The organism is Devosia chinhatensis (assembly GCF_000969445.1).
Taxonomy (GTDB): Bacteria; Pseudomonadota; Alphaproteobacteria; order Rhizobiales; family Devosiaceae; genus Devosia; species Devosia chinhatensis.
The window spans coordinates 23,020-41,272 of sequence record NZ_JZEY01000054.1 but is presented as its reverse complement, the minus strand read 5'-3'; the positions used below and the strand labels follow the sequence as shown (position 1 = coordinate 41,272).

Genomic DNA, 18,253 nt, shown 5'->3' with positions numbered 1-18,253 from the left:
GGATTTAGCGCATGGAGCCAAAACAGAGTCAAGACGAGCTCCGAAGACCCATGCGAGGGGACTATGCCAGTTTGCGCAAGGCCTCGATAATCTGCGTTGCGCGCTGGTCTTCCGGCCCCATCATCCAGTTGGTGACGAAGCCGAAACCGATCCGGCGCGCGGGATCGGCAAAGCCGACCTGACCGCCTGCGCCGTCATGTCCGAAACAGCCTTCGCCGAGATAGCGCCGCGCTTCGGAATCGAGCTGGAAGCCGCAGCCCCAGCGGGAATAGGGAGGATCGCCACCGAACACGGGCTGGCCCTGGCTGCGGGTGTGGGTCGCCACGGCGATGACCGCATCGTCGAGAAGGCGAACACCGCCCGTGGGCGTGACGCAGGCCGACCACATCGTCGCCAGCGCCTGGGCCGTGGCGATGCCGCCGGCACCGGGAATTTCGGCAGCGCGGATGGCTGGCTTGTTAAAGCCACCCTGCTCGCTCACCAGATCAACAGGCAGGGCATGGCCCAGCGTCATGGCTTTATAGGGCCAGTTGGGCGCCGGCTTGCGGGCCTCGACGGCCCACAAATCGAGCAATGGCTGACTGACTTCGATATGAGCAGGCGTGTCGGCCAGGGTTTCGGGAAGCCCGATCCAGGCATCGACGGCCAGCGGCCCGGTGATCAGATCCTCGAAATAGCTGCCGACCGACTGGCCGGTGACGCGACGGATGATTTCGCCCGCAACCCAGCCATGGGTCAGCGCATGATATTGATAGCCACTGCCCAGCGGCCAGAGGGGCTCCTGCGCGGCGAGGATCGCCGTGACGCGATCCCAATCGACGATGTCGTCTTCGGAAAGGTCCTGGCGCGGCGCGGAAAGACCGGCATGATGCGACAGCGCCTGCCCCACGGTGACCCTGTCCTTACCGGCGGCGGCAAATTCGGGCCAATATAGACTGACCGGCGCGTCGTAATCGAGGCGCCCCTCCTGGACCAGACGGGCGGCCAGGATGGAAACCAGCCCCTTGGTGCAGGAAAAGACGGTCGTCGGCGTATCGCGTTGCCAGGCTCGCCCCGTGCGGGCGTCAGCCGTTCCGCCCCAGAGATCGACGACGCACTCGCCTTCGACGAGGACGGAGAGGGCTGCACCCATGCGGGGACGGTCTTCGAATGCGGTCGCAAAGAGGTCAGCGAGCGGCTCGAAGCCCGGCGCGACGGAACCGTGAACGGAAACGGACATGGTTCAGCCTTTCACCACCAGATAGCCGTCCGCATCGATCGACAGGGGAAGCGGATCGGAGATCCCCCCACTGAACTGGCCGTCGCGGGTGACGTTGTTGAAAGCGAGCAGCAGCGGCTGCCCATGGGCGCCGAAAGCGATGCGTCCTGCATAAAGCGCTTCGGGCACCAGGAGCCGCGCCTTCTTGAAGTCCACCTCCGATGGCATCGCTTCGACCGGCATGGTCCAGACGCCGCCTGTCTGCCCGGCACGCGAGCCACAGAGTTTTGCAGCGTCACAACAAAAGACGATATGGTTCTGGCCGTCGATCTCCACCACCTGGAAGACTTCGAGATGGGCAAAGCCCGATCCGGCTGCGCTCAGTGCCGGCTGCACGGTCCAGGTGTCGAGATCGGGCGAGGTCGCATGGCCCATGACCCCGCGATCCGGCTCGTCGCCTTGCTTGCCGCGCCCGGTGATCAGCATGTGCCAAAGGCCATCTGCCCCCCGGAACACCCAGGGGTCGCGCCAGGCTTCTTCGGGCCAGCTCGACGTGCCCAGCGTTTCGTAAAGATGGGGATCGGCGCTGCAGACCGGGCCGGGCTGCTTGGTCCAGGTGTAAAGGTCCTCGGACATGGCCTGGCCGACGGTTTCTACATTGGCAAAGGTATCGGGCGCCAGAAACCGCGAGCCGGTATAAAACATGCGCCACAGCCCGGCATCGTCCCGCACCACCGAACCCGTCCAGGTGGCGCTGCCGTCGAATGTGCCGGCGGCGCCGGCATCGAAGATGCGGCCGTGATCCTGCCAGGAAACGAGATCTTTCGACGTGGCATGGCCGATGCGCGCATTGCGGTGGCGCAGATCGGGATTACCGAGCGATTTGGGGGCGTGCAGGTAATAGAGATGCGTAAGGTCGCCATCCTGGGCGAACCAGAAATCCCAAACCCAGTAATCGGGAAGGTTGAAAGCCATGCACAGCCCCTGCTAAAACCATTTAGCAAATGCAATGCGGTCAAAGAGTTGTCAAGCGCGTGTTGCATGGCTATCCAGTCAAATTTGCATGGCGACGGGTTTGGCCATGCCGCAGGGGACATCGCAGCGTGGCGAAAAAGCGCGTGACACTGGCCGACGTGGCCAAATTGGCCGGGCTGTCGACAGCTGCCGCGTCCATGATCCTGACCGGCCGGCCTGACACGAGGCTTTCGGCCGATGCTCATGCCAAGGTGCATGCAGCGGCCACCAGTCTGGGCTATCGGCCCAATGTCGCGGCACGGGCCCTGCGCACCGACAAGACGCGCACCATCGCCTTTATTTCCGACTATGTCGCCACCACCCGCTTTGCCAGCGGTCTCATTCGCGGTGCCTTGGCCGGGGCGGAAGCCGCCACGCATGTCATGATGGTGCTCGAAACCGGTGGCGAGCCGGCGCGGGAAATCCAGGCCGTCGAGGCGGCGCTCGATCGTCAGGTGGATGGGTTGATCTTTGCGGCAATGCGCTCTCGCGAGGTGTTCGTGCCCGACATCTCCATCAACGTGCCCACGGTCATGCTCAACGGTACCAGCGCGCGCTTTCCCGTCTCGGTCCTTCCGGATGAATATCAAGGTGGGCGCGCGGCCGTTGACCTCCTGGTGCGCGCGGGCATTACCCAGGACATCTTGCTGCTCGGCTACAATGCCAACGAGGAAGCGGACCTCTTCCGCTCCGAAACCCTGACGCGGCGATTTGCCGGTATTCGCGATGGCATGGCCGAGGCCGGATTGAGCTTCATCGCGGAATTGAGCTGCTGGGACTGGGAGCCGCGACAGGGCTATGAACTGACCAGGCAGGCCCTGCAATCGCACCGTGTGCGCGGCCTGTTATGCCTCAACGACCGGCTGGCGTTCGGCGCCTATCAGGCGCTCAGCGAAGCGGGACTTTCCATTCCGAGAGATGTGGGCCTCGTGTCCTTCGACAATGACGAGCTCGCATCCTATCTCCGGCCCGGACTGACCACGATTGGGCTGCCGCACGAAGACATGGGACGGCGTGCGGTCGAGCTTTTGCTTAACTCAGGCAAAGTTAAGCCGACGCTGGTCCCCATGCCCGTTCTGGTGCGCGGTTCCCTTCCCTAACACGCCAGTTTGCAAGGCTTTTGAGCCCGGCGAATTTTTGTCGGAACTATGACGGGATCGGGGCGTTGCGCCTTCATCACGCACAGGAGGGCTCTATGGCGTCGCACGATCTGCCACATAACAACCGCAAGACGATCGGGTTTTGGTGGACCATGCTTGTCGCCATTGTGCTGGTCGTCTTTGGCGCACCGATCGCGGCGGGTGGCGTCTGGCTCATCGCGCTTGGGGGCTCCTGGTATTACCTGCCCGCAGGCATTGGCCTGCTGCTGACGGCCTATTTCCTGTTCCGGCGGGATATCATGGCGCTTTGGGTCTATCTGCTGACCTATGCCGGAACGCTTGCCTGGGCCTTGTGGGAAGCCGGTTTCAACGGCTGGGCGCAAGTGCCGCGCCTCATCGCTCCGAGTGTAGTGCTCGTGCTCGTCCTCACCACACTTCCCATGCTGCGCGGGTCGGTACGCCGCTATGGCACCGGCATGGCGGCAGCCATGGTGACGCTGCTCGGCGCCTTCGGCGCCATCAACGTTGCTCAATATAGCGTCGAACCCAGCTTTGCTCAGGAAACCCAGGTGCCTGTCGCGCCGCAGGCGCCTGTCACTGAGCCGCAGACCGATGCAGCCCCTGTCCCGCCGGCGTCCGAACCCGCGCCGACCACGCCTGTCGCGCCCCAGACAGAGCCGACCACTCCCGCTGCGCCCCTTACCGGGGATGAGCCCGCTCCTGCCGCAGAGCCCGTTGAGGCGCCTGAGGTTCCTGCCGGGCCGGCCCAGCCGGGCGTTGATTATGTGGCGCTCGAAACCGGCGCGGATTGGCCCGCTTACGGCGGCACGCACAAGGCGGTGCGCTATTCACCGCTCGACCAGATCACCCGTGACAATATCGGCGAGCTCGAACAGATCTGGGAATTCCGCACGGGCGACCTGCCGGAAAACGATGAGCCGTTCGGCAATCAGAACACCCCGGTAAAGGTCGGCAACCGGCTGTTTCTCTGCTCGGCGCTGAACAAGATCTCCGCTCTTGATGCGGCGACGGGTGCCGAGTTCTGGACCTATGATCCGGTCGTCTCGACCGATGCGGTCGGCTACAATGCCTCCTGCCGTGGCCTCATCTATTACGACAATCCCAGTGTGGAGCGCACCGAGCTCTGTGCGACCCGCGTGGTCAATCTCACCCACGATGCCCGCATGATTGCGCTCGACACGCAAACCGGCCAGCTCTGCCCCGATTTCGGCAATGCCGGCATGGTCAACCTGCTCGACGGCATCGGCGACACCGCCCCGGGCTTTTATGCGCCCACCTCGCCGCCGACACTGGTGCGCAATGTTCTCGTCGTGGGCAGCCAGGTCAGCGACGGTCAGACCCGTGAAGCGCCTTCCGGCGTCATCCGCGGCTATGATGCGGTGACTGGCGAGCTCAAATGGGCCTGGGACATGGGTCGTCCGGGCGAGACCGGCCTGCCCCCCGAGGGCGAAATCTATACGCCCGGCACGCCCAATATGTGGACGATCGCCTCGGGCGACGACGAGCTGGGCCTTGTCTATATGCCCATGGGCAATTCGGCGGTCGACTATTGGGGCGGTGATCGCTCGGAAGAAGAAAACACCTATTCGACCGCCATCGTGGCGCTGGATGTGGAAACCGGCGATGTCGCCTGGCATTACCAGACCGTCCATTACGACATCTGGGATTATGACCTGGGCGGCCAGGGCAGCCTTGTGGATTTCCCCACGCCCGAAGGTCCGGTGCCGGCCATCATCATGCCGTCCAAGCAGGCGCAGTTCTATATTCTCAACCGGGAAACCGGCGAGCCGCTGGTCACCATCGAGGAACGCCCGGCCCCTCAGGGCGGTGTCGAGCCGGAACGTCTCTCCCCCACCCAGCCCTTCGTCACCGACTTCCCCAACCTGCTCAAGCCGGACCTGACCGAAGCCGACATGTGGGGCATGACGCCGCTGGACCAGCTGTGGTGCCGCATCCAGTATCGCCAGGCGGCCTATGACGGGGTCTATACCCCGCCCACCGTCGATCGGCCCTGGATCCAGTTCCCCGGCTATAATGGCGGCGTGGACTGGGGTGGCGTCGCCATCGATCCGGTGAACAACATCATGATCACCAATTACAACAACATGCCCAATTTCAATCAGTTGGTGCCGCGCGAAGAGGTGGATGCTGCAGGCGTGTTGCCGATCACCGATCCCAATTACGATTCCGATGCCGGCGGCGGCTCGCACGGTTCGCTGAGCCCGCAGGCCGGCGCGCCCTATGGCATCCGTGTCAATGCGGGCTGGCGGGTGCCGTTCACGGGTCTGCTCTGCAAGGAGCCCCCCTATGGCGGCATTGCGGCGATCGATCTGGAAACGCGTGAAGTCCTCTGGGATCGCCCCTTCGGTTCGGCCCGCAAGAACGGCCCGTTCGGCATCCCGTCCATGCTGCCCTTCGAGATCGGCACGCCCAATAATGGCGGCGGCTTCGTGACGGCGTCGGGCCTGTTCTTCATCGCGGCCACCACCGACGATATCCTGCGCGCCATCGATATCGAGACCGGCGAAGAGGTCTGGCAGACCGTCCTGCCGGCCGGCGGCCAGGCGACCCCCATGACCTATGAGGCGGGCGGGCGGCAGATCGTGGTGATGAATGCCGGTGGCCATGATTTCATGGAAACGCCGATCGGCGACTATTTCATCGCCTTCGCGCTTCCCGCCAACGCCACCGGCACGGGCGGGGAAACCAGCCAGCCCTGATGCACAGGGGCGCACCCGCCCCTCGCTTCCTCCTAAAACGGAATGGAAATGGATCAAGCGTCAGCCTTTTCCTTCGACCTGAGCTATTGCGGTGCCCCGCCCCTGCCGGCGGACCTCTGGACCCGCTGGAATTTCGAGCCCGGCCTATTGACCGGGCTCGTCATCGCCGCCTTGGCAGGGCTGTGGCTGCTACGACTGGCCGGCCCACGGCGACAGCTCGCCTTTGCCCTGTCCTGGGCATTTGCAGCGCTGCTCTTCGTGTCCCCCCTCTGCGCCCTGACGGTGGCGCTCTTTTCGGCCCGCGTCGGTCACCATGTGCTCCTCACCATGGTCGTGGCGCCGCTTCTTGCGCTTGCTCTGCCGGCCTCCTGGGGCAACAAGGGCGGCACCCTGCCGCCTCTGGCCCTTTCCACGGCAGCGCTCTGGCTCTGGCACAGTCCCGATCTCTACACGGCGGCCTTTACCCATCCTGGGCTTTATTGGGCAATGCAGCTCAGCTTGCTCACGACGTTCACCTGGCTCTGGCTTGGCTTGCTGCATGCCCGGCGTCCCATCCAGGCGGGTCTGGCGGCGCTGACCAGCGCCATCCAGATGGGCATGCTCGGCGCCCTCCTGGTCTTCGCCGACCAGCCACTCTATCTGCCGCATTTCCTTGCCAGCCAGGCCTTCGGCCTTTCAGCGGCCGAAGATCAGCAATTGGGCGGCCTCATCATGTGGGTGCCGGCCAACCTGCCGCTTCTGGCGCTGGTGCTTTGGCGTCTTGTCGACCTTCTCGGTGACCGGCAGGCGGCCCCACGATGATCGTTACCTGGCTCAAGTTCATCCACGTGGCGGGAATAGCGCTGTGGAGCGCCGGGCTCATCGCCCTGCCGTTTCTATACATGCAGCGGCGGGGCCTTGAGGATGACGCCCTGCACAAGCTGCATGGCTTCACCCGCTTTTTCTACGTCTCGCTGATGTCGCCGGCAGCGTTCGTCGCCATCGGCTCGGGCACGGCGCTGATCTTTCTGATGGCGACCTACGAGACCTGGTTCTCGGCCAAGCTCTTTGCCGTCTCGGTGATGACCGGCATTCACATCTTCTCCGGCCTCATGATCCTGCGCCTCTTCGAGCCGGGGCGGGATTACCCGGCGTGGCGTTTCATGCTGGTCATGCCGCTCACCCTGCTCACGGTGTCGTCCATTCTCATCCTGGTTCTGGGCAAGCCGGAAATGGCCTGGCCGGAGCCGTTGGCCGACTTCTTCGCCCCCGGCCGGCTTGGCGAGCTGGCCGAACCGTTCATTGCTTGGATGAAATGAGGAGGCCGACACCATGATCGAAAATCAGCTTGCCTCCGTGCCATCCGGCAAAGGCGGCCGCCATGCTGGCCAGCGTCGACAACATCAATCCGCCGGGCAGCACCGCTTCGGGCCAATAGAGGCGCAATCCCGCATTGGCACCGACAATGGCCAGCATCACCATGGCCGCGATGGCATGGTTCCAGCTGGCGACGCGCACGCGAATGCCTGGAACGGCCAGCAATTCGAGCGTGCCGACAATTGCCGCCAGCACGCCGAAGGCGAAGGCCGCACCGGCCGACCAGGTTCCGACCTGGATCCAGAAGTCGTCCGCGGTGAACCAGTAGAAAATATCCACGCCCAGCGTGGCAATCACGAAGGCGATCGGAAAATGCACGAGCATGGCATGAATGGGATGCCCGGCCACGGCGATCGCCGATCCGATATCCTGTTTGGCGACCTCCCGAATATGAGGATTGGGGTGATCGGCGCTGACTTCCTGGCCTTCTTCGAGCGCAATCTCGACTTCTTCGCTCTGTCGCGCAGTTTCGCTCATCGAATGTCCCCCGTTCTCAAGACGCTGTGCCTGGGTGCAACGCCGTTTGTGCTCGCCGGTTGCAGCGGCGAGCTGTCCACACTCGACCCCGCCGGTCCGCGCGCCGCCAATCTGGCCCTGCTCTGGTGGGTGATGTTCTGGGGCTCGGTCGTGCTGTTCGCTCTGGTCATGATCCTCTTCTTCCTCGCCTATTTCCGCAGCGCGCTCCTCGCGCGCTTTACCCCGGCGCATTGGATCATCGGCGGCGGGCTCATCCTGCCCATTCCCGTCCTGGTCCTGCTGACCGGCACGGCCCTCGTCCTGGGCGAGCAATTGCTGCCCCATGGGCAGGCGCCGCTGCGTATCGGCGTCGAGGCATCCCGCTGGGAATGGCGTTTCACCTATCCCAATGGCGTCAACAGTGCCGAGGAAGTCGTGCATATCCCGGCCGGTCAGCCGGTCGACTTCGAGATCAGCGCGGCCGACGTCATCCATTCGTTCTGGGTGCCGCGGCTGGGGGGAAAGATCGATGCTGTTCCCGGCCATGTCAATGTCATCCGCCTCGAGGCCGACGAGCCGGGCACCTATTGGGGCCAATGTGCCGAATATTGCGGAGAGGGCCACGATACCATGTTCTTCAGGGTCGAAGCGCACCCGCCCGAAGTCTTTGCGGCCATGATGGAGGACAATGCCGGTGAGTAAGGCCATATCCGCTGTCCGCCTGCACAAGCAGCTCGAGCGCATCTGGATGACGCCTGCGGGCATCGGCCGGCTGTCGAGCGTCAATCATACGGTCCTCGGCAAGCGCTTCATGCTGGTCGCGCTGGTCTTTTTTGCCATCGGCGGCTTCCTCTCGATGCTGATCCGGGCGCAATTGGCCACGCCCAACAGTGCCTTTATCGGCCCCGAATTCTACAATCAGATCTTCACCATGCATGGCACGGTGATGATGTTCCTGTTCGCCATTCCCATGCTGGAAGGCTTTGCCATCTACCTTTTGCCCAAGATGCTTGGCGCGCGGGACATGGCCTTTCCGCGCCTCACCGCCTATGGCTTCTGGTGCTACCTGTTCGGGGGCACGATCCTCATCGTCGCCATGCTGGTGGGGGCCGCACCCGATGGCGGCTGGTTCATGTATACCCCGCTCGCCTCCAAGCCCTATACGCCCGGCATCAATGCCGATGTCTGGCTTTTAGGCATTACCTTCGTCGAAATCTCGGCCGTCACGGCCGCCATCGAAATCTTCGTCTCGATCCTCAAGATGCGGGCGCCGGGCATGTCGTTGACCCGCATGCCCCTGCTCGGCTGGTACATGCTGGTCACCACCGGCATGATGATCGTTGGCTTTCCGCCGCTGATCCTGGGATCGATCCTGCTCGAACTCGAGCGCGCCTTCGATCTGCCCTTCTTCGATCCCACGCGCGGGGGCGATCCCCTGCTCTGGCAGCACCTGTTCTGGCTCTTCGGTCACCCGGAAGTCTATATCATCTTCCTACCCGCCGCCGGGGCGCTCTCCACCATCATTCCGGTCTTCGCGCAGCGCCAGATCCTGGGCTATCGCGCCATCATCGCGGCCATCGTCGCGATGGGCTTCCTCAGCTTCGGCCTCTGGGTGCACCACATGTTCACCGTGGGCATTCCTCATCTGGCGCTGGCCTTTTTCTCCGCCGCCAGTGCGCTTGTGGCCATCCCGACCGCCGTGCAGATTTTCGCCTGGCTGGGCACCCTGGCCTCGGGCAAGCCGAAATGGGACGTTCCCATGCTCTACGTGTTCGGCTTTTTCTTCGTTTTCGTCATCGGCGGACTTACCGGCGTCATGCTCGCTATGGTGCCCTTCAACACGCAGGCCCATGACAGCTATTTCGTGGTCGCCCACCTCCATTACGTGCTCGTGGGGGGCTTCGTCTTTCCCATGCTGGCCGGGATTTATCACTGGCTCCCCCACATTTCCGGACGGCAGAGCCTCTACAAGCTCTCCATTCCGGCTTTCTGGCTGATCTTTATCGGCTTCAATCTCACGTTTTTCCTGATGCACCTCACCGGGCTCATGGGCATGCCGCGGCGCATCTCGACCTATCCGTCGAACTGGGGCTGGGACTGGCTGAACCTGCTCTCTTCGGTGGGCGGCTTCATCCTCACCATGGGCTTTACCCTGGTGCTGGCCGACATGATCCTGCAATTTCGCTTCGGCCGCCGCTTCCGCCGCGATCCCTGGAAAGCCCAGACGTTGGAATGGGCCACGCCGACACCGCCGCCAAGCTACAATTTCGCTGCCATTCCGCGTATCGCGGAACGCGCCGACTGGCTCGAACCGGCGCGGATCGGTCCGGTTTTGGCCGGCGGCGACGGTTATCTCGGGTTTGCCCGCAATGATGACCAGGAGACAATGGGCGTCGACATGGCGACCGGCGCGCCCGAGCACGTCATCATCCTGCCCCGCAGGACCTATCTGCCGCTTTATACGGCAATGGCCACTGCCAGCTTCTTCCTGGCCATGCTGTTCGGCCAATATTGGCTGGCCCCCTTCGGCGCGGTACTGACGCTCGTGATGTTCCTCCTCTGGCCGCGCGATCTGGGCCAGAAGCGGGATATGGGGCCGGTCGATATCGGTCGGGGCGAGCAGGCAGTGCTCGACGTCGAATGCGCCACCAATGTCAGCATTCTGGCCAACCGCGCAGCGCTCGTCATGAACGCGACGCTGTTCTCCTCGCTGTTGTTCGGCGGCCTTTTCCTTCTCGTCGTCGCTTCCAATTGGGAGGGCCTGCGCCCGCTCGAACTGCAGCCTCTGCCCGCAATGTTGGCTCTTGCTGGCGCGGCCTCGGGCTGGGCACTCACGCACATCGCCCGTACGCGGAACGCTCGTGGCGATAGCGGCCAGACCATGCTTGCCCTTGCCACCCTCGCCCAGGTCATCGCCAGCGCCTCGCTTGTCTGGCTGATGGCCAGCGTGCCCGGCCCGGCAGAGCATGCCAGGCAGGCCGTGATCTTCGTCACGCTCGCCTATGCTGCCCTTCATTGCGGATTGGCTGCGCTGCTGGCGGGCCATGGCGTCTGGCGCATCGTTCAGGGCTATGTCTCCGCGCGCCGCCAGACCGAGATGGTGCTGGCCTGGATGTGGAATGGCTATGGTCTTGCCGTCACGCTCATGGCGCTCGGCTTGAGCCTGTTGCTGGCGCTTGCGGGAGGGGTGGCATGACCCGCCAGAACAATCGCGCCCTCATGCTCCTGATCGCCGGCTTCACGCTCTGGTCAGGGGCCTTCGTCCTGCTCTATGCCCTTCAGGCCCTGGGTTGCGCCTATGGCTGGGGCGAGTGGCATCGGCCGATCCTGATCGTGGCCTATGTCGTCAGCCTCGTGCCTCTCGCCGTCCTGGCCTGGCAACGCCCCAACAAGACCGGGGAACCGCAGACATCGCTCTCGCTTTCAGCACTCTGGGCCAATCGCGCCGCCTTCGTCGCCGGCATTCTCGTCTACCTGCCGGTGACCTTTGCCACTGCCTGTATCTGAAAAAGCGCCTTGAGAGCCGTGCGTCCTGCCGCTAGCCTTGTCCGCGGGAGGACAGCATGGCTGCACGTTACGACATCATCGACCCGCGCTTCGCCGACAAGATCGACCCGCAGGCCGAGCTCAGGGAACTTTATTCCGACTGCCTTTGGGCCGAAGGTCCGGTCTGGTTCGCGGATCATGATTGTCTTTATTTCTCCGACATTCCGAACCAGCGCGTGCTGCGTTACCTGCCCGCGGATGGCTCGGTCACCCCGTTTCTGGCCCCATCCAATTTCGCCAATGGCCACACCCGCGATCGGCAGGGCCGGCTGATCTCGTGCGAGCATGGCACGCGCCGGGTCACGCGGCGCGAATGGGATGGACGCTTCACGGTTCTGGCCGACAGCTTCGAAGGCAAGCGTCTCAATTCGCCCAATGACGTGGTGGTACGTTCAGACGGGTCGATCTGGTTCACCGATCCCACCTACGGCATCCTCTCCGATTACGAAGGCTATAAGGCCGATCCCGAGCAATCGGCGCGCGGCGTCTACCGTATCGATGGCGACACCGGCGCAATCACCCGGGTGATCGACGATTTTGCCCAGCCCAATGGCCTTGCCTTCTCGGCTGATGAGAACCGGCTCTTCGTCGCCGATTCCGGCGCCAGCCACGATCCCGAGGTGCCGCGCCATATTCGCGTCTTCGACATTTCCGCCGATGGACAGGCCCGCAACGGACGTGAATTCTGCACCATCGATGTCGGCATCCCCGATGGCTTCCGCGTCGATGAAGACGGCTGGCTCTGGTCGTCCTCGGGCGACGGGGTCCAAGTGTTCGATCCAGACGGCAGATTATGTGGCCGCGTGCTTCTGCCGCAAACCTCGGCCAACCTGACCTTCGGGGGTCCAAGGCGCGATTGCCTCTACATCACGGCCACGAAGTCTGTCTATGCGCTTGCTGTCCGCGCACGCGGTCTCTGAAACAAGAACGGCGCCCCGAAGGACGCCGCTCGTGTAATGGTTAGGTGCTGAAAAAAGCGGGCTGGATCAGATCCAGTAAGGGGTTACGCCATAATAGTCGTACACCCGACGACCATTTTCGGCGGTAAAGAAATCATCGTCGTTGCGCTCATATTTGGGCGCGCCTTCGAGTTGTTCCTTGTTGATGTCGACCCGATATCCGCCCAGGCTCTCGTCGTAATTGAGCTTTGACCAGGGCAGCGGGTAGTGATCGTCACCGATCCCGAAAAAGCCACCGAAGCTGAGAACGGCATAGGAAACCTTGCCGCCGCGCTTCTCGACCAGAAGACGTTCGATCGAACCGATATGTTCGCCCGAATTATCGTAGACCTTGGTGCCTTCGACCTTGTCCGATGCGATCAGATCGTGGGTTTCCTTAAGATCGGCGGTCGCCACGCGGGCGTCGTCATAAGCCATTGGATCCTCCTTGCATGGGTTGTGCTGCCTCAACGCGGCAAGCGCCGAGGGGTTTCCTCGTCACGTCACTTTTGAGGAGAGGTGCCTCTTTGAGGAGAGGTGCCTCGGCAAACCGGTCTGGCGGAACTTCTAGGGGCAAACGGGCATTGAGCCGGTTGAACCCCTCTCGAAGCGACCAGGGAGTAGCGTCATGGTCTTCGACACACTCAAGCAGCGCATGTGCGGCAAGGACCAGCTCAATCCCATGCAGATCGCCCGCCACACATTGTTTACGGCGCGAGAGAAGCTTGACCTGCTCAACCAGCTCAAGGGGGAGGCAATTGGTGCTCCGGTGGACGGTCAGCCTGTCGCTTTTGAGCCCCAAGAGATCGACGACGCCATTGCCCATGTGCGCGAAGGCGCCTCCCGCGGGGTGGGCACCCAAACCGTTTTACGAGGAGATTATTGATGGCAGAACCAACCGAACCGCGTGTCCGCGAGGACGCCAAGGTCGATTTCCTGGTCGATGAAAACGGCTCGCGGATCGATGTCCCCGACAATTCCGGGATCAGGGTCGCTGGCGAGCACGAGGCATCCGTCGGTGCGACAGGCCCTACCAATTGGTGGCTCTATGGGCTGGGCGCACTTGGCATCATCATCGCGATCCTGCTGGTGCTGCAGATCTTTTCCGGCGCCCCCGGCACGGATATGCAGCCGGGCACCCCGACATCGGCTCCTGTGGTTGAAACCCCGGCACAATAAAAAACGCGGCCAGATGGCCGCGTTCTTTTTTGCCTGGGACAGATCGATCAGCCGCGAATGGGCGACAGCTGGATTTCCACGCGTCGGTTCTGGGCCCGGCCGGCCTCGTTGGCGTTGGACGCGATCGGGCTCGAAGAGCCCTTGCCCTCGATATAGAACCGGCGCTGATCGATGCCCTGATTGGCGAGGTTGGTCGCCACGGCAACCGCACGACGCTGGCTGAGCGCCAGGTTGTGCTCGTTCGAGCCGGTGGAATCGGTGTGGCCGTAGACATCGACGATGGTCTTGTCGAACTTCTTGAGCACCAGCGCGACCGAAACCAGGGTCTGGTTGAACTGCGGCTGCACCGTCGACTGGTCGGTGGCAAAGGTGATGTTGGACGGCATGTTGAGGATGATCTGGTCGCCCACGCGCGTCACCGAGACGCCGGTGCCCTGCAGCTGGGCGCGCAGCTCGGCTTCCTGCTGGTCCATGTAATTGCCGATGGCGGCACCGGTCAGGCCGCCGACACCCGCGCCGATCAGGGCGCCAACACGCGGATCGCCGCCCACGGCCGCGCCGACAATGGCGCCCGCCACGGCGCCGCCGCCCACGCCCAGCAGCGTGCCGCCGGCGGTGTTGGAGAGCTGGCCCTGGCCGGTATAGGGATTGGTGGTGGTGCAGGCGCTCAGCGCCAGGGTCGCGGCAAGCGCGACGAGAACCTTAGACTTCATCTTATCCCCCTGAAGGATTCGCACAGAATGGCCTCTGATGTCGCTGCATTAAGGCAGGAGCGTGGTAACGCCGATATGATGAATGGAGGGTGAACGCCTAGCCATTGGCCCAGCCGGCATCGACCAGAAAATGCTGCCCCGAAATCATCCGGCTGTCATCCGAGGCCAGGAACAGGGCCATGCGTGCACAATCGCCGGGCGTGAGATGACCGGAGAGAGCCTGGTTGGCTTCGATGCCCTTGAGGTCCTCTGGCTTGACCCAGAGATCGAGCTGGCGCTGGGTCAGCACGGCGCCCGGCACCAGTGAGTTGACCCGGATATTGTCGCGGCCCAGCTCGCGGGCCATGGACCGGGTCAGGCCGTGCACGGCCGCCTTGGCGGTTTCATAGACCGGCAGCGCCGGCGTCATGATCATCCAGCTGATGGAGCCGAAATTGATGACCGCGCCGCCCCCGGCCTTCTTCATGCCCGGCGCCACCGCCTGGGTCGCGAAGAAGGCATGCTTGAGATTGACCGCCATCCGCGCGTCCCAATCGTCCGGCGTCACGTCCGACCAATGGTGCCGCGCATCATGGGCCGCATTGTTCACCAGCACCAGCGCATCGCCATGGGCCGCGGCGAAACCGGCGATCGCGGCCTGATAGGCGGCAATATCGGTGATGTCGCACGGCGTGAAGCGGACTGTGTGTCCTTCTGCGCTCAGCGTGCGCACCAATGTCTCCCCCGCCTCCTGCGCAATATCGACAAAGCCCACCTTGGCGCCTTGGGCAGCGAAATGGCAGACGAGAGACGCACCAATGCCAGAGGCGCCGCCGGAAATGACGACCGGGCGGTTCTCAAGGCTCGGATAATGCGCATAATCGGTCACGATGGTCCCCCGTCTGGCTCTGGTTTTTCCTGGTGATAACGCTCGCCTGGAAACGTCGCAAGTATGAAATGAGGTACGTACCTCATTTTGACGCCGCGCTGTACATGACCTCGCCATGCTGTGATGGGCGGCAGATGTTGGCAGAACGAGCCGAAAACTTTAGAATGGCTCTCAAATGAATCTCTCCATTCCTTGATTGCCAATGGCTTAGCGCAAGAACGCGCGTCGAATTGACCTATATCAATGACACGGTCGCAGGTTTAGGAAAGAGACATGTTCGCCGGGATGGCCTGTTGTCACCTGGCGTCTGCAAAGGAACGGCTTCATGGACTATCGCGGCATTTTCGAGGATGCGGTGGACACATTGCGGGCAGAGAAGCGCTATCGCGTCTTTGCCGATCTCGAACGCATCGCCGGCAATTTCCCCAAGGCGATGTACCGTGACGAAGCGGATAATGCCCGCGAAATCACCATTTGGTGCTCCAATGATTACCTGGGCATGGGACAACACCAGAAGGTTGTGCGCGCCATGCAGGAAACCGCTGGCGCCATGGGTGTCGGCGCTGGTGGCACGCGCAACATCTCGGGCACCAATCGCCCGCTGGTCGAGCTTGAGCGGTCGCTCGCGGACCTGCATCGCAAGGAAGCCGCCCTGGTCTTCACCTCGGGCTTCGTGTCCAACGAGGCTGGTATCTCGACCATTGCGCGGCTGATGCCCGATTGCGTTATTTTTTCGGACCAGCTCAATCACGCCTCGATGATTCAGGGCGTACGCCAGTCGGGCATGGAAAAGAAGATTTTCCGGCACAACGACGTCGCTCATTTGCGCGAGCTTCTGAGCCAGGTGGATCGCAAGCGACCCAAGCTGATCTGCTTTGAATCGGTCTATTCCATGGACGGCGATGTCGCGCCGATCAAGGAGATCTGCGACCTGGCCGAGGAATTCGGCGCGCTGACCTATATCGACGAGGTCCATGCTGTGGGCATGTATGGCCCGCGCGGCGGCGGCATTGCCGAGCGCGACGGCCTCATGGATCGGATCGACATTATCGAGGGTACGCTGGCCAAGGGCTTTGGCGTCATGGGCGGCTATATCGCGGCCAATCGCGCCATCATCGACGCCGTGCGCTCCTATGCACCCGAATTCATCTTCACCACCGCCCTGCCCCCGGCGCTCTGTGCTGCCGCCCGCGCCTCCATCGAGCATCTCAAGGGCAATGGGCTCGAGCGTCAGATGCATCAGCGCCAGGCCCGCCTCACCAAGGCCATCCTCGCCGATGCCGGCCTGCCGGTCATGGAAACCGCTACGCACATCGTGCCGCTGATCGTCGGCGATGCCCGCGCGGTCAAGGCTGCCAGCGACATGCTGCTCGACAAGCACAATATCTATATCCAGCCGATCAACTACCCCACCGTGCCCAAGGGTACCGAGCGCCTGCGCATCACGCCCACACCGCTCCATACCGACGAGATGATCTTCGAGCTGCGCCACGCACTGGTCAGCGTGTGGACGGCGCTGGAACTGCCGCGCGAAAAAGCCGACGCGGCTCTCACTGCCAGCAAGTTGACCTCGGGCGATCTCACCCTGCCCAGCCTGGGCGGCTGAACCCGCCCGTAGCGAGCCCATCAAAAGCCTGCGGCCCTTGCCGCGCGCTTTCTCATTGGCCGGGCAGCCCCTCGCGGCCGGCTCGACTTGCCGGCTCAGAGATCGCACGATCAGCCGCCCATGAAAAAACCCGCCGGGCTTGCGCCGGGCGGGTCTTTCTGATCACAGCGGGCCGAGGCCCGCGAGCGCCAGGCGCTTACTTCTGGAGAACCAGGTTGATCGCGGATTCACGACCGTCACGGCCGGTTTCGACTTCGTAGGTCAGCTTGTCGTTTTCGTAGAGACCATCGACGCCCGAGTTCTGGACGGCCGAGATGTGCACGAAGTGATCCTTGCCGCCATTGTCAGGGGTAATGAAGCCAAAACCCTTGGTGGTGTTGAAGAATTTCACGGTACCATTGATGGTTGCCATTTTAAGTTCCTTTAAAAGCTCGACGCCGCAGCAAAACGAGCGTTTCCCTTCGCAACATGCAAAAGGGACGACAAACGTTCGCAAGATGAATCAGTGAGCCAAGGAGCCGGAAATGACCGGCAGAAGGCAGCCGACTTGGGCTGAAAACGTATAATGACCTTATCGCACCGAATAATGGTGAGGGCAAGGCAAAGCTGAATTATTTGATTTCTGCGTGGGCAACCATCAAGCCGCGCAATTGCTTGGCCAAGGTTCCGCCCGTTACGGTGGCCAATTCATAACCCTCGCTTTTCAGGGCGGACTTGATTTCGGTCAGCGTCCGGCATTTGCCGCTTCGAGCAAGTTCGAAGGCGCGTTCGATCGGCGTCATGTTTGGTTTCATGCCCGCATTCTACACGGATCGCGGCCGGAAGACAGGGGCTTGGAAACAAGTTCGTGATGGCCGCGACCCTCAGCTGGTCAGCACGATGCGCATGAGATCGGCCGTGTTGCGGGCGCCCAGTTTTTCCATGACGCGCGCCCTGTGCACCTCGATGGTGCGTGGCGATATGCCCAGTTCACGCCCCGCTTCCTTGTTGGACTGGCCGTTGGTAATCAATTGCAACACTTCGCGCTCGCGCGGGGTCAGCTGCGAGAAGCCGCGCACTTCGACCGGCCGGCGACCGTCATTCATCGCCCCCAGATGCACATCTCGGCGCAGCGCATCGCGCACGATGCCCAGGAGATGCTCGTTGTCGATCGGCTTGGTCAGAACGTCGGTCGCCCCGAGCTTCATGGCGGTGACCGCAGCGTCCACATGGGGCGTGTTGGACAGCATGATGACCGGCGCCCCGGTGCGGAGCGCCTTCAGCCGGCGCAGCAGGCCGAGGCCGCTCTCCCCGCCCAGCACGAGGTTGATCACGGCAATGTCCGGCGGCCGCCGCTCGATGGCGGTGTCGGCACTGTTGCTGTCCCGCGAGAACGTGGTCTGGAAGCCTTCGAGGCGGAACAGGACGCTCAGCGTTTCGCAGGTATCGAGGTCCTCGTCCACGATCTGAACCAGCCGGTCGCGATTGAGAAAGGCGTGGTAATAGGAATGCGTAGTCATGCCTAAGTCCTTTCGGCGGATGTTTCCCTAAAAGCGCCC

General features: G+C 62.8%; 20 protein-coding genes. 11 read left to right on the top strand and 9 right to left on the bottom strand.

Annotated features, from left to right (window positions below; genetic code table 11):
• Positions 1-61: 61 nt before the first annotated feature.
• Together VE26_RS00455 and VE26_RS00450 are read right to left on the bottom strand one after the other, a co-directional pair.
• Entirely contained in the window at positions 62-1,219 is a 1,158-nt protein-coding gene (locus tag VE26_RS00455; RefSeq protein ID WP_046103294.1) for a serine hydrolase domain-containing protein, read from the bottom strand.
• Positions 1,220-1,222: 3 nt separating this feature from the next.
• Positions 1,223-2,173 (bottom strand): glycoside hydrolase family protein, encoded by a 951-nt coding sequence (locus tag VE26_RS00450; protein ID WP_046103293.1) that lies wholly within the window; start codon positions 2,171-2,173, stop codon positions 1,223-1,225.
• 128 nt (positions 2,174-2,301) lie between these two features.
• Here VE26_RS00450 and VE26_RS00445 point away from each other — a divergent pair, with 128 nt between their 5' ends.
• The 4 genes from VE26_RS00445 to VE26_RS00430 all read left to right on the top strand — a co-directional run bounded on the left by VE26_RS00445 (position 2,302) and on the right by VE26_RS00430 (position 7,351).
• Positions 2,302-3,312, top strand: coding sequence for a LacI family DNA-binding transcriptional regulator (locus VE26_RS00445; RefSeq protein WP_046103292.1), 1,011 nt, complete (start codon positions 2,302-2,304; stop codon positions 3,310-3,312).
• A 95-nt stretch (positions 3,313-3,407) separates the two neighbouring features.
• Positions 3,408-6,053 (top strand): outer membrane protein assembly factor BamB family protein, encoded by a 2,646-nt coding sequence (locus VE26_RS00440; RefSeq protein ID WP_046103291.1) that lies wholly within the window; start codon positions 3,408-3,410, stop codon positions 6,051-6,053.
• 48 nt (positions 6,054-6,101) lie between these two features.
• Positions 6,102-6,854: a cytochrome c oxidase assembly protein gene (locus VE26_RS00435; protein WP_046104855.1), complete on the top strand. Its 753-nt coding sequence runs from the start codon at positions 6,102-6,104 to the stop codon at positions 6,852-6,854.
• Positions 6,851-7,351: a CopD family protein gene (locus VE26_RS00430; protein WP_052715568.1), complete on the top strand. Its 501-nt coding sequence runs from the start codon at positions 6,851-6,853 to the stop codon at positions 7,349-7,351. The genes VE26_RS00435 and VE26_RS00430 overlap by 4 nt, the downstream gene beginning before the upstream one ends.
• On the opposite strand, the gene VE26_RS00425 is transcribed toward VE26_RS00430, so the two are convergent.
• The gene (locus VE26_RS00425; RefSeq protein WP_084619804.1) at positions 7,332-7,886 is read right to left on the bottom strand and encodes a DUF2231 domain-containing protein; all 555 of its coding nucleotides are present in this window, start codon (positions 7,884-7,886) and stop codon (positions 7,332-7,334) included. The genes VE26_RS00430 and VE26_RS00425 overlap by 20 nt on opposite strands.
• A 3-nt stretch (positions 7,887-7,889) precedes the next feature.
• On the opposite strand from VE26_RS00425, the gene coxB reads away from it, so the two are divergent.
• The 4 genes from coxB to VE26_RS00405 are packed head-to-tail and all read left to right on the top strand — an operon-like array spanning position 7,890 to position 12,331.
• Positions 7,890-8,567, top strand: a complete 678-nt coding sequence (gene coxB / locus VE26_RS00420; protein ID WP_046103290.1) for a cytochrome c oxidase subunit II — start codon at positions 7,890-7,892, stop codon at positions 8,565-8,567.
• A complete protein-coding gene (gene ctaD, locus VE26_RS00415; RefSeq protein ID WP_046103289.1) occupies positions 8,554-11,061 on the top strand; it encodes a cytochrome c oxidase subunit I in 2,508 nt (835 codons plus the stop codon). Before coxB ends, ctaD begins: the two co-directional genes overlap by 14 nt.
• A complete protein-coding gene (locus VE26_RS00410; protein WP_046103288.1) occupies positions 11,058-11,372 on the top strand; it encodes a hypothetical protein in 315 nt (104 codons plus the stop codon). Before ctaD ends, VE26_RS00410 begins: the two co-directional genes overlap by 4 nt.
• A gap of 56 nt (positions 11,373-11,428) precedes the next feature.
• Positions 11,429-12,331, top strand: a complete 903-nt coding sequence (locus VE26_RS00405) for an SMP-30/gluconolactonase/LRE family protein (protein ID WP_046103287.1) — start codon at positions 11,429-11,431, stop codon at positions 12,329-12,331.
• Positions 12,332-12,397: 66 nt separating this feature from the next.
• Here VE26_RS00405 and VE26_RS00400 read toward each other — a convergent pair whose 3' ends face one another.
• Positions 12,398-12,787 (bottom strand): PRC-barrel domain-containing protein, encoded by a 390-nt coding sequence (locus VE26_RS00400; protein WP_046103286.1) that lies wholly within the window; start codon positions 12,785-12,787, stop codon positions 12,398-12,400.
• 190 nt (positions 12,788-12,977) lie between these two features.
• Here VE26_RS00400 and VE26_RS00395 point away from each other — a divergent pair, with 190 nt between their 5' ends.
• Positions 12,978-13,235, top strand: coding sequence for a hypothetical protein (locus VE26_RS00395; RefSeq protein WP_046103285.1), 258 nt, complete (start codon positions 12,978-12,980; stop codon positions 13,233-13,235).
• Entirely contained in the window at positions 13,235-13,528 is a 294-nt protein-coding gene (locus VE26_RS00390) for a hypothetical protein (RefSeq protein ID WP_046103284.1), read from the top strand. Before VE26_RS00395 ends, VE26_RS00390 begins: the two co-directional genes overlap by 1 nt.
• Positions 13,529-13,575: 47 nt before the next feature.
• On the opposite strand, the gene VE26_RS00385 is transcribed toward VE26_RS00390, so the two are convergent.
• Positions 13,576-14,241 carry a YiaD family glycine zipper/OmpA-like lipoprotein gene (locus VE26_RS00385; RefSeq protein WP_046103283.1) on the bottom strand — a complete coding sequence of 222 codons (666 nt, stop codon included), beginning with the start codon at positions 14,239-14,241 and terminating at the stop codon, positions 13,576-13,578.
• Positions 14,242-14,338: 97 nt separating this feature from the next.
• A complete protein-coding gene (locus VE26_RS00380) occupies positions 14,339-15,109 on the bottom strand; it encodes an SDR family NAD(P)-dependent oxidoreductase (RefSeq protein ID WP_046103282.1) in 771 nt (256 codons plus the stop codon).
• A gap of 325 nt (positions 15,110-15,434) precedes the next feature.
• Between VE26_RS00380 and hemA the strand changes: the two genes are divergently transcribed.
• On the top strand, positions 15,435-16,715 hold the full coding sequence (gene hemA, locus VE26_RS00375; RefSeq protein WP_046103281.1) for a 5-aminolevulinate synthase: 1,281 nt from the start codon (positions 15,435-15,437) through the stop codon (positions 16,713-16,715).
• A 196-nt stretch (positions 16,716-16,911) separates the two neighbouring features.
• Here the strand turns inward: hemA and VE26_RS00370 are convergent, their stop codons facing one another.
• The 3 genes from VE26_RS00370 to VE26_RS00360 form a co-directional block, all read right to left on the bottom strand.
• On the bottom strand, positions 16,912-17,127 hold the full coding sequence (locus VE26_RS00370) for a cold-shock protein (RefSeq protein ID WP_046103280.1): 216 nt from the start codon (positions 17,125-17,127) through the stop codon (positions 16,912-16,914).
• Positions 17,128-17,326: 199 nt separating this feature from the next.
• Positions 17,327-17,497, bottom strand: coding sequence for a DUF116 domain-containing protein (locus VE26_RS17955; RefSeq protein WP_160297763.1), 171 nt, complete (start codon positions 17,495-17,497; stop codon positions 17,327-17,329).
• Positions 17,498-17,578: 81 nt separating this feature from the next.
• Positions 17,579-18,214, bottom strand: coding sequence for a response regulator transcription factor (locus tag VE26_RS00360; protein WP_046103278.1), 636 nt, complete (start codon positions 18,212-18,214; stop codon positions 17,579-17,581).
• Positions 18,215-18,253 lie beyond the last annotated feature (39 nt).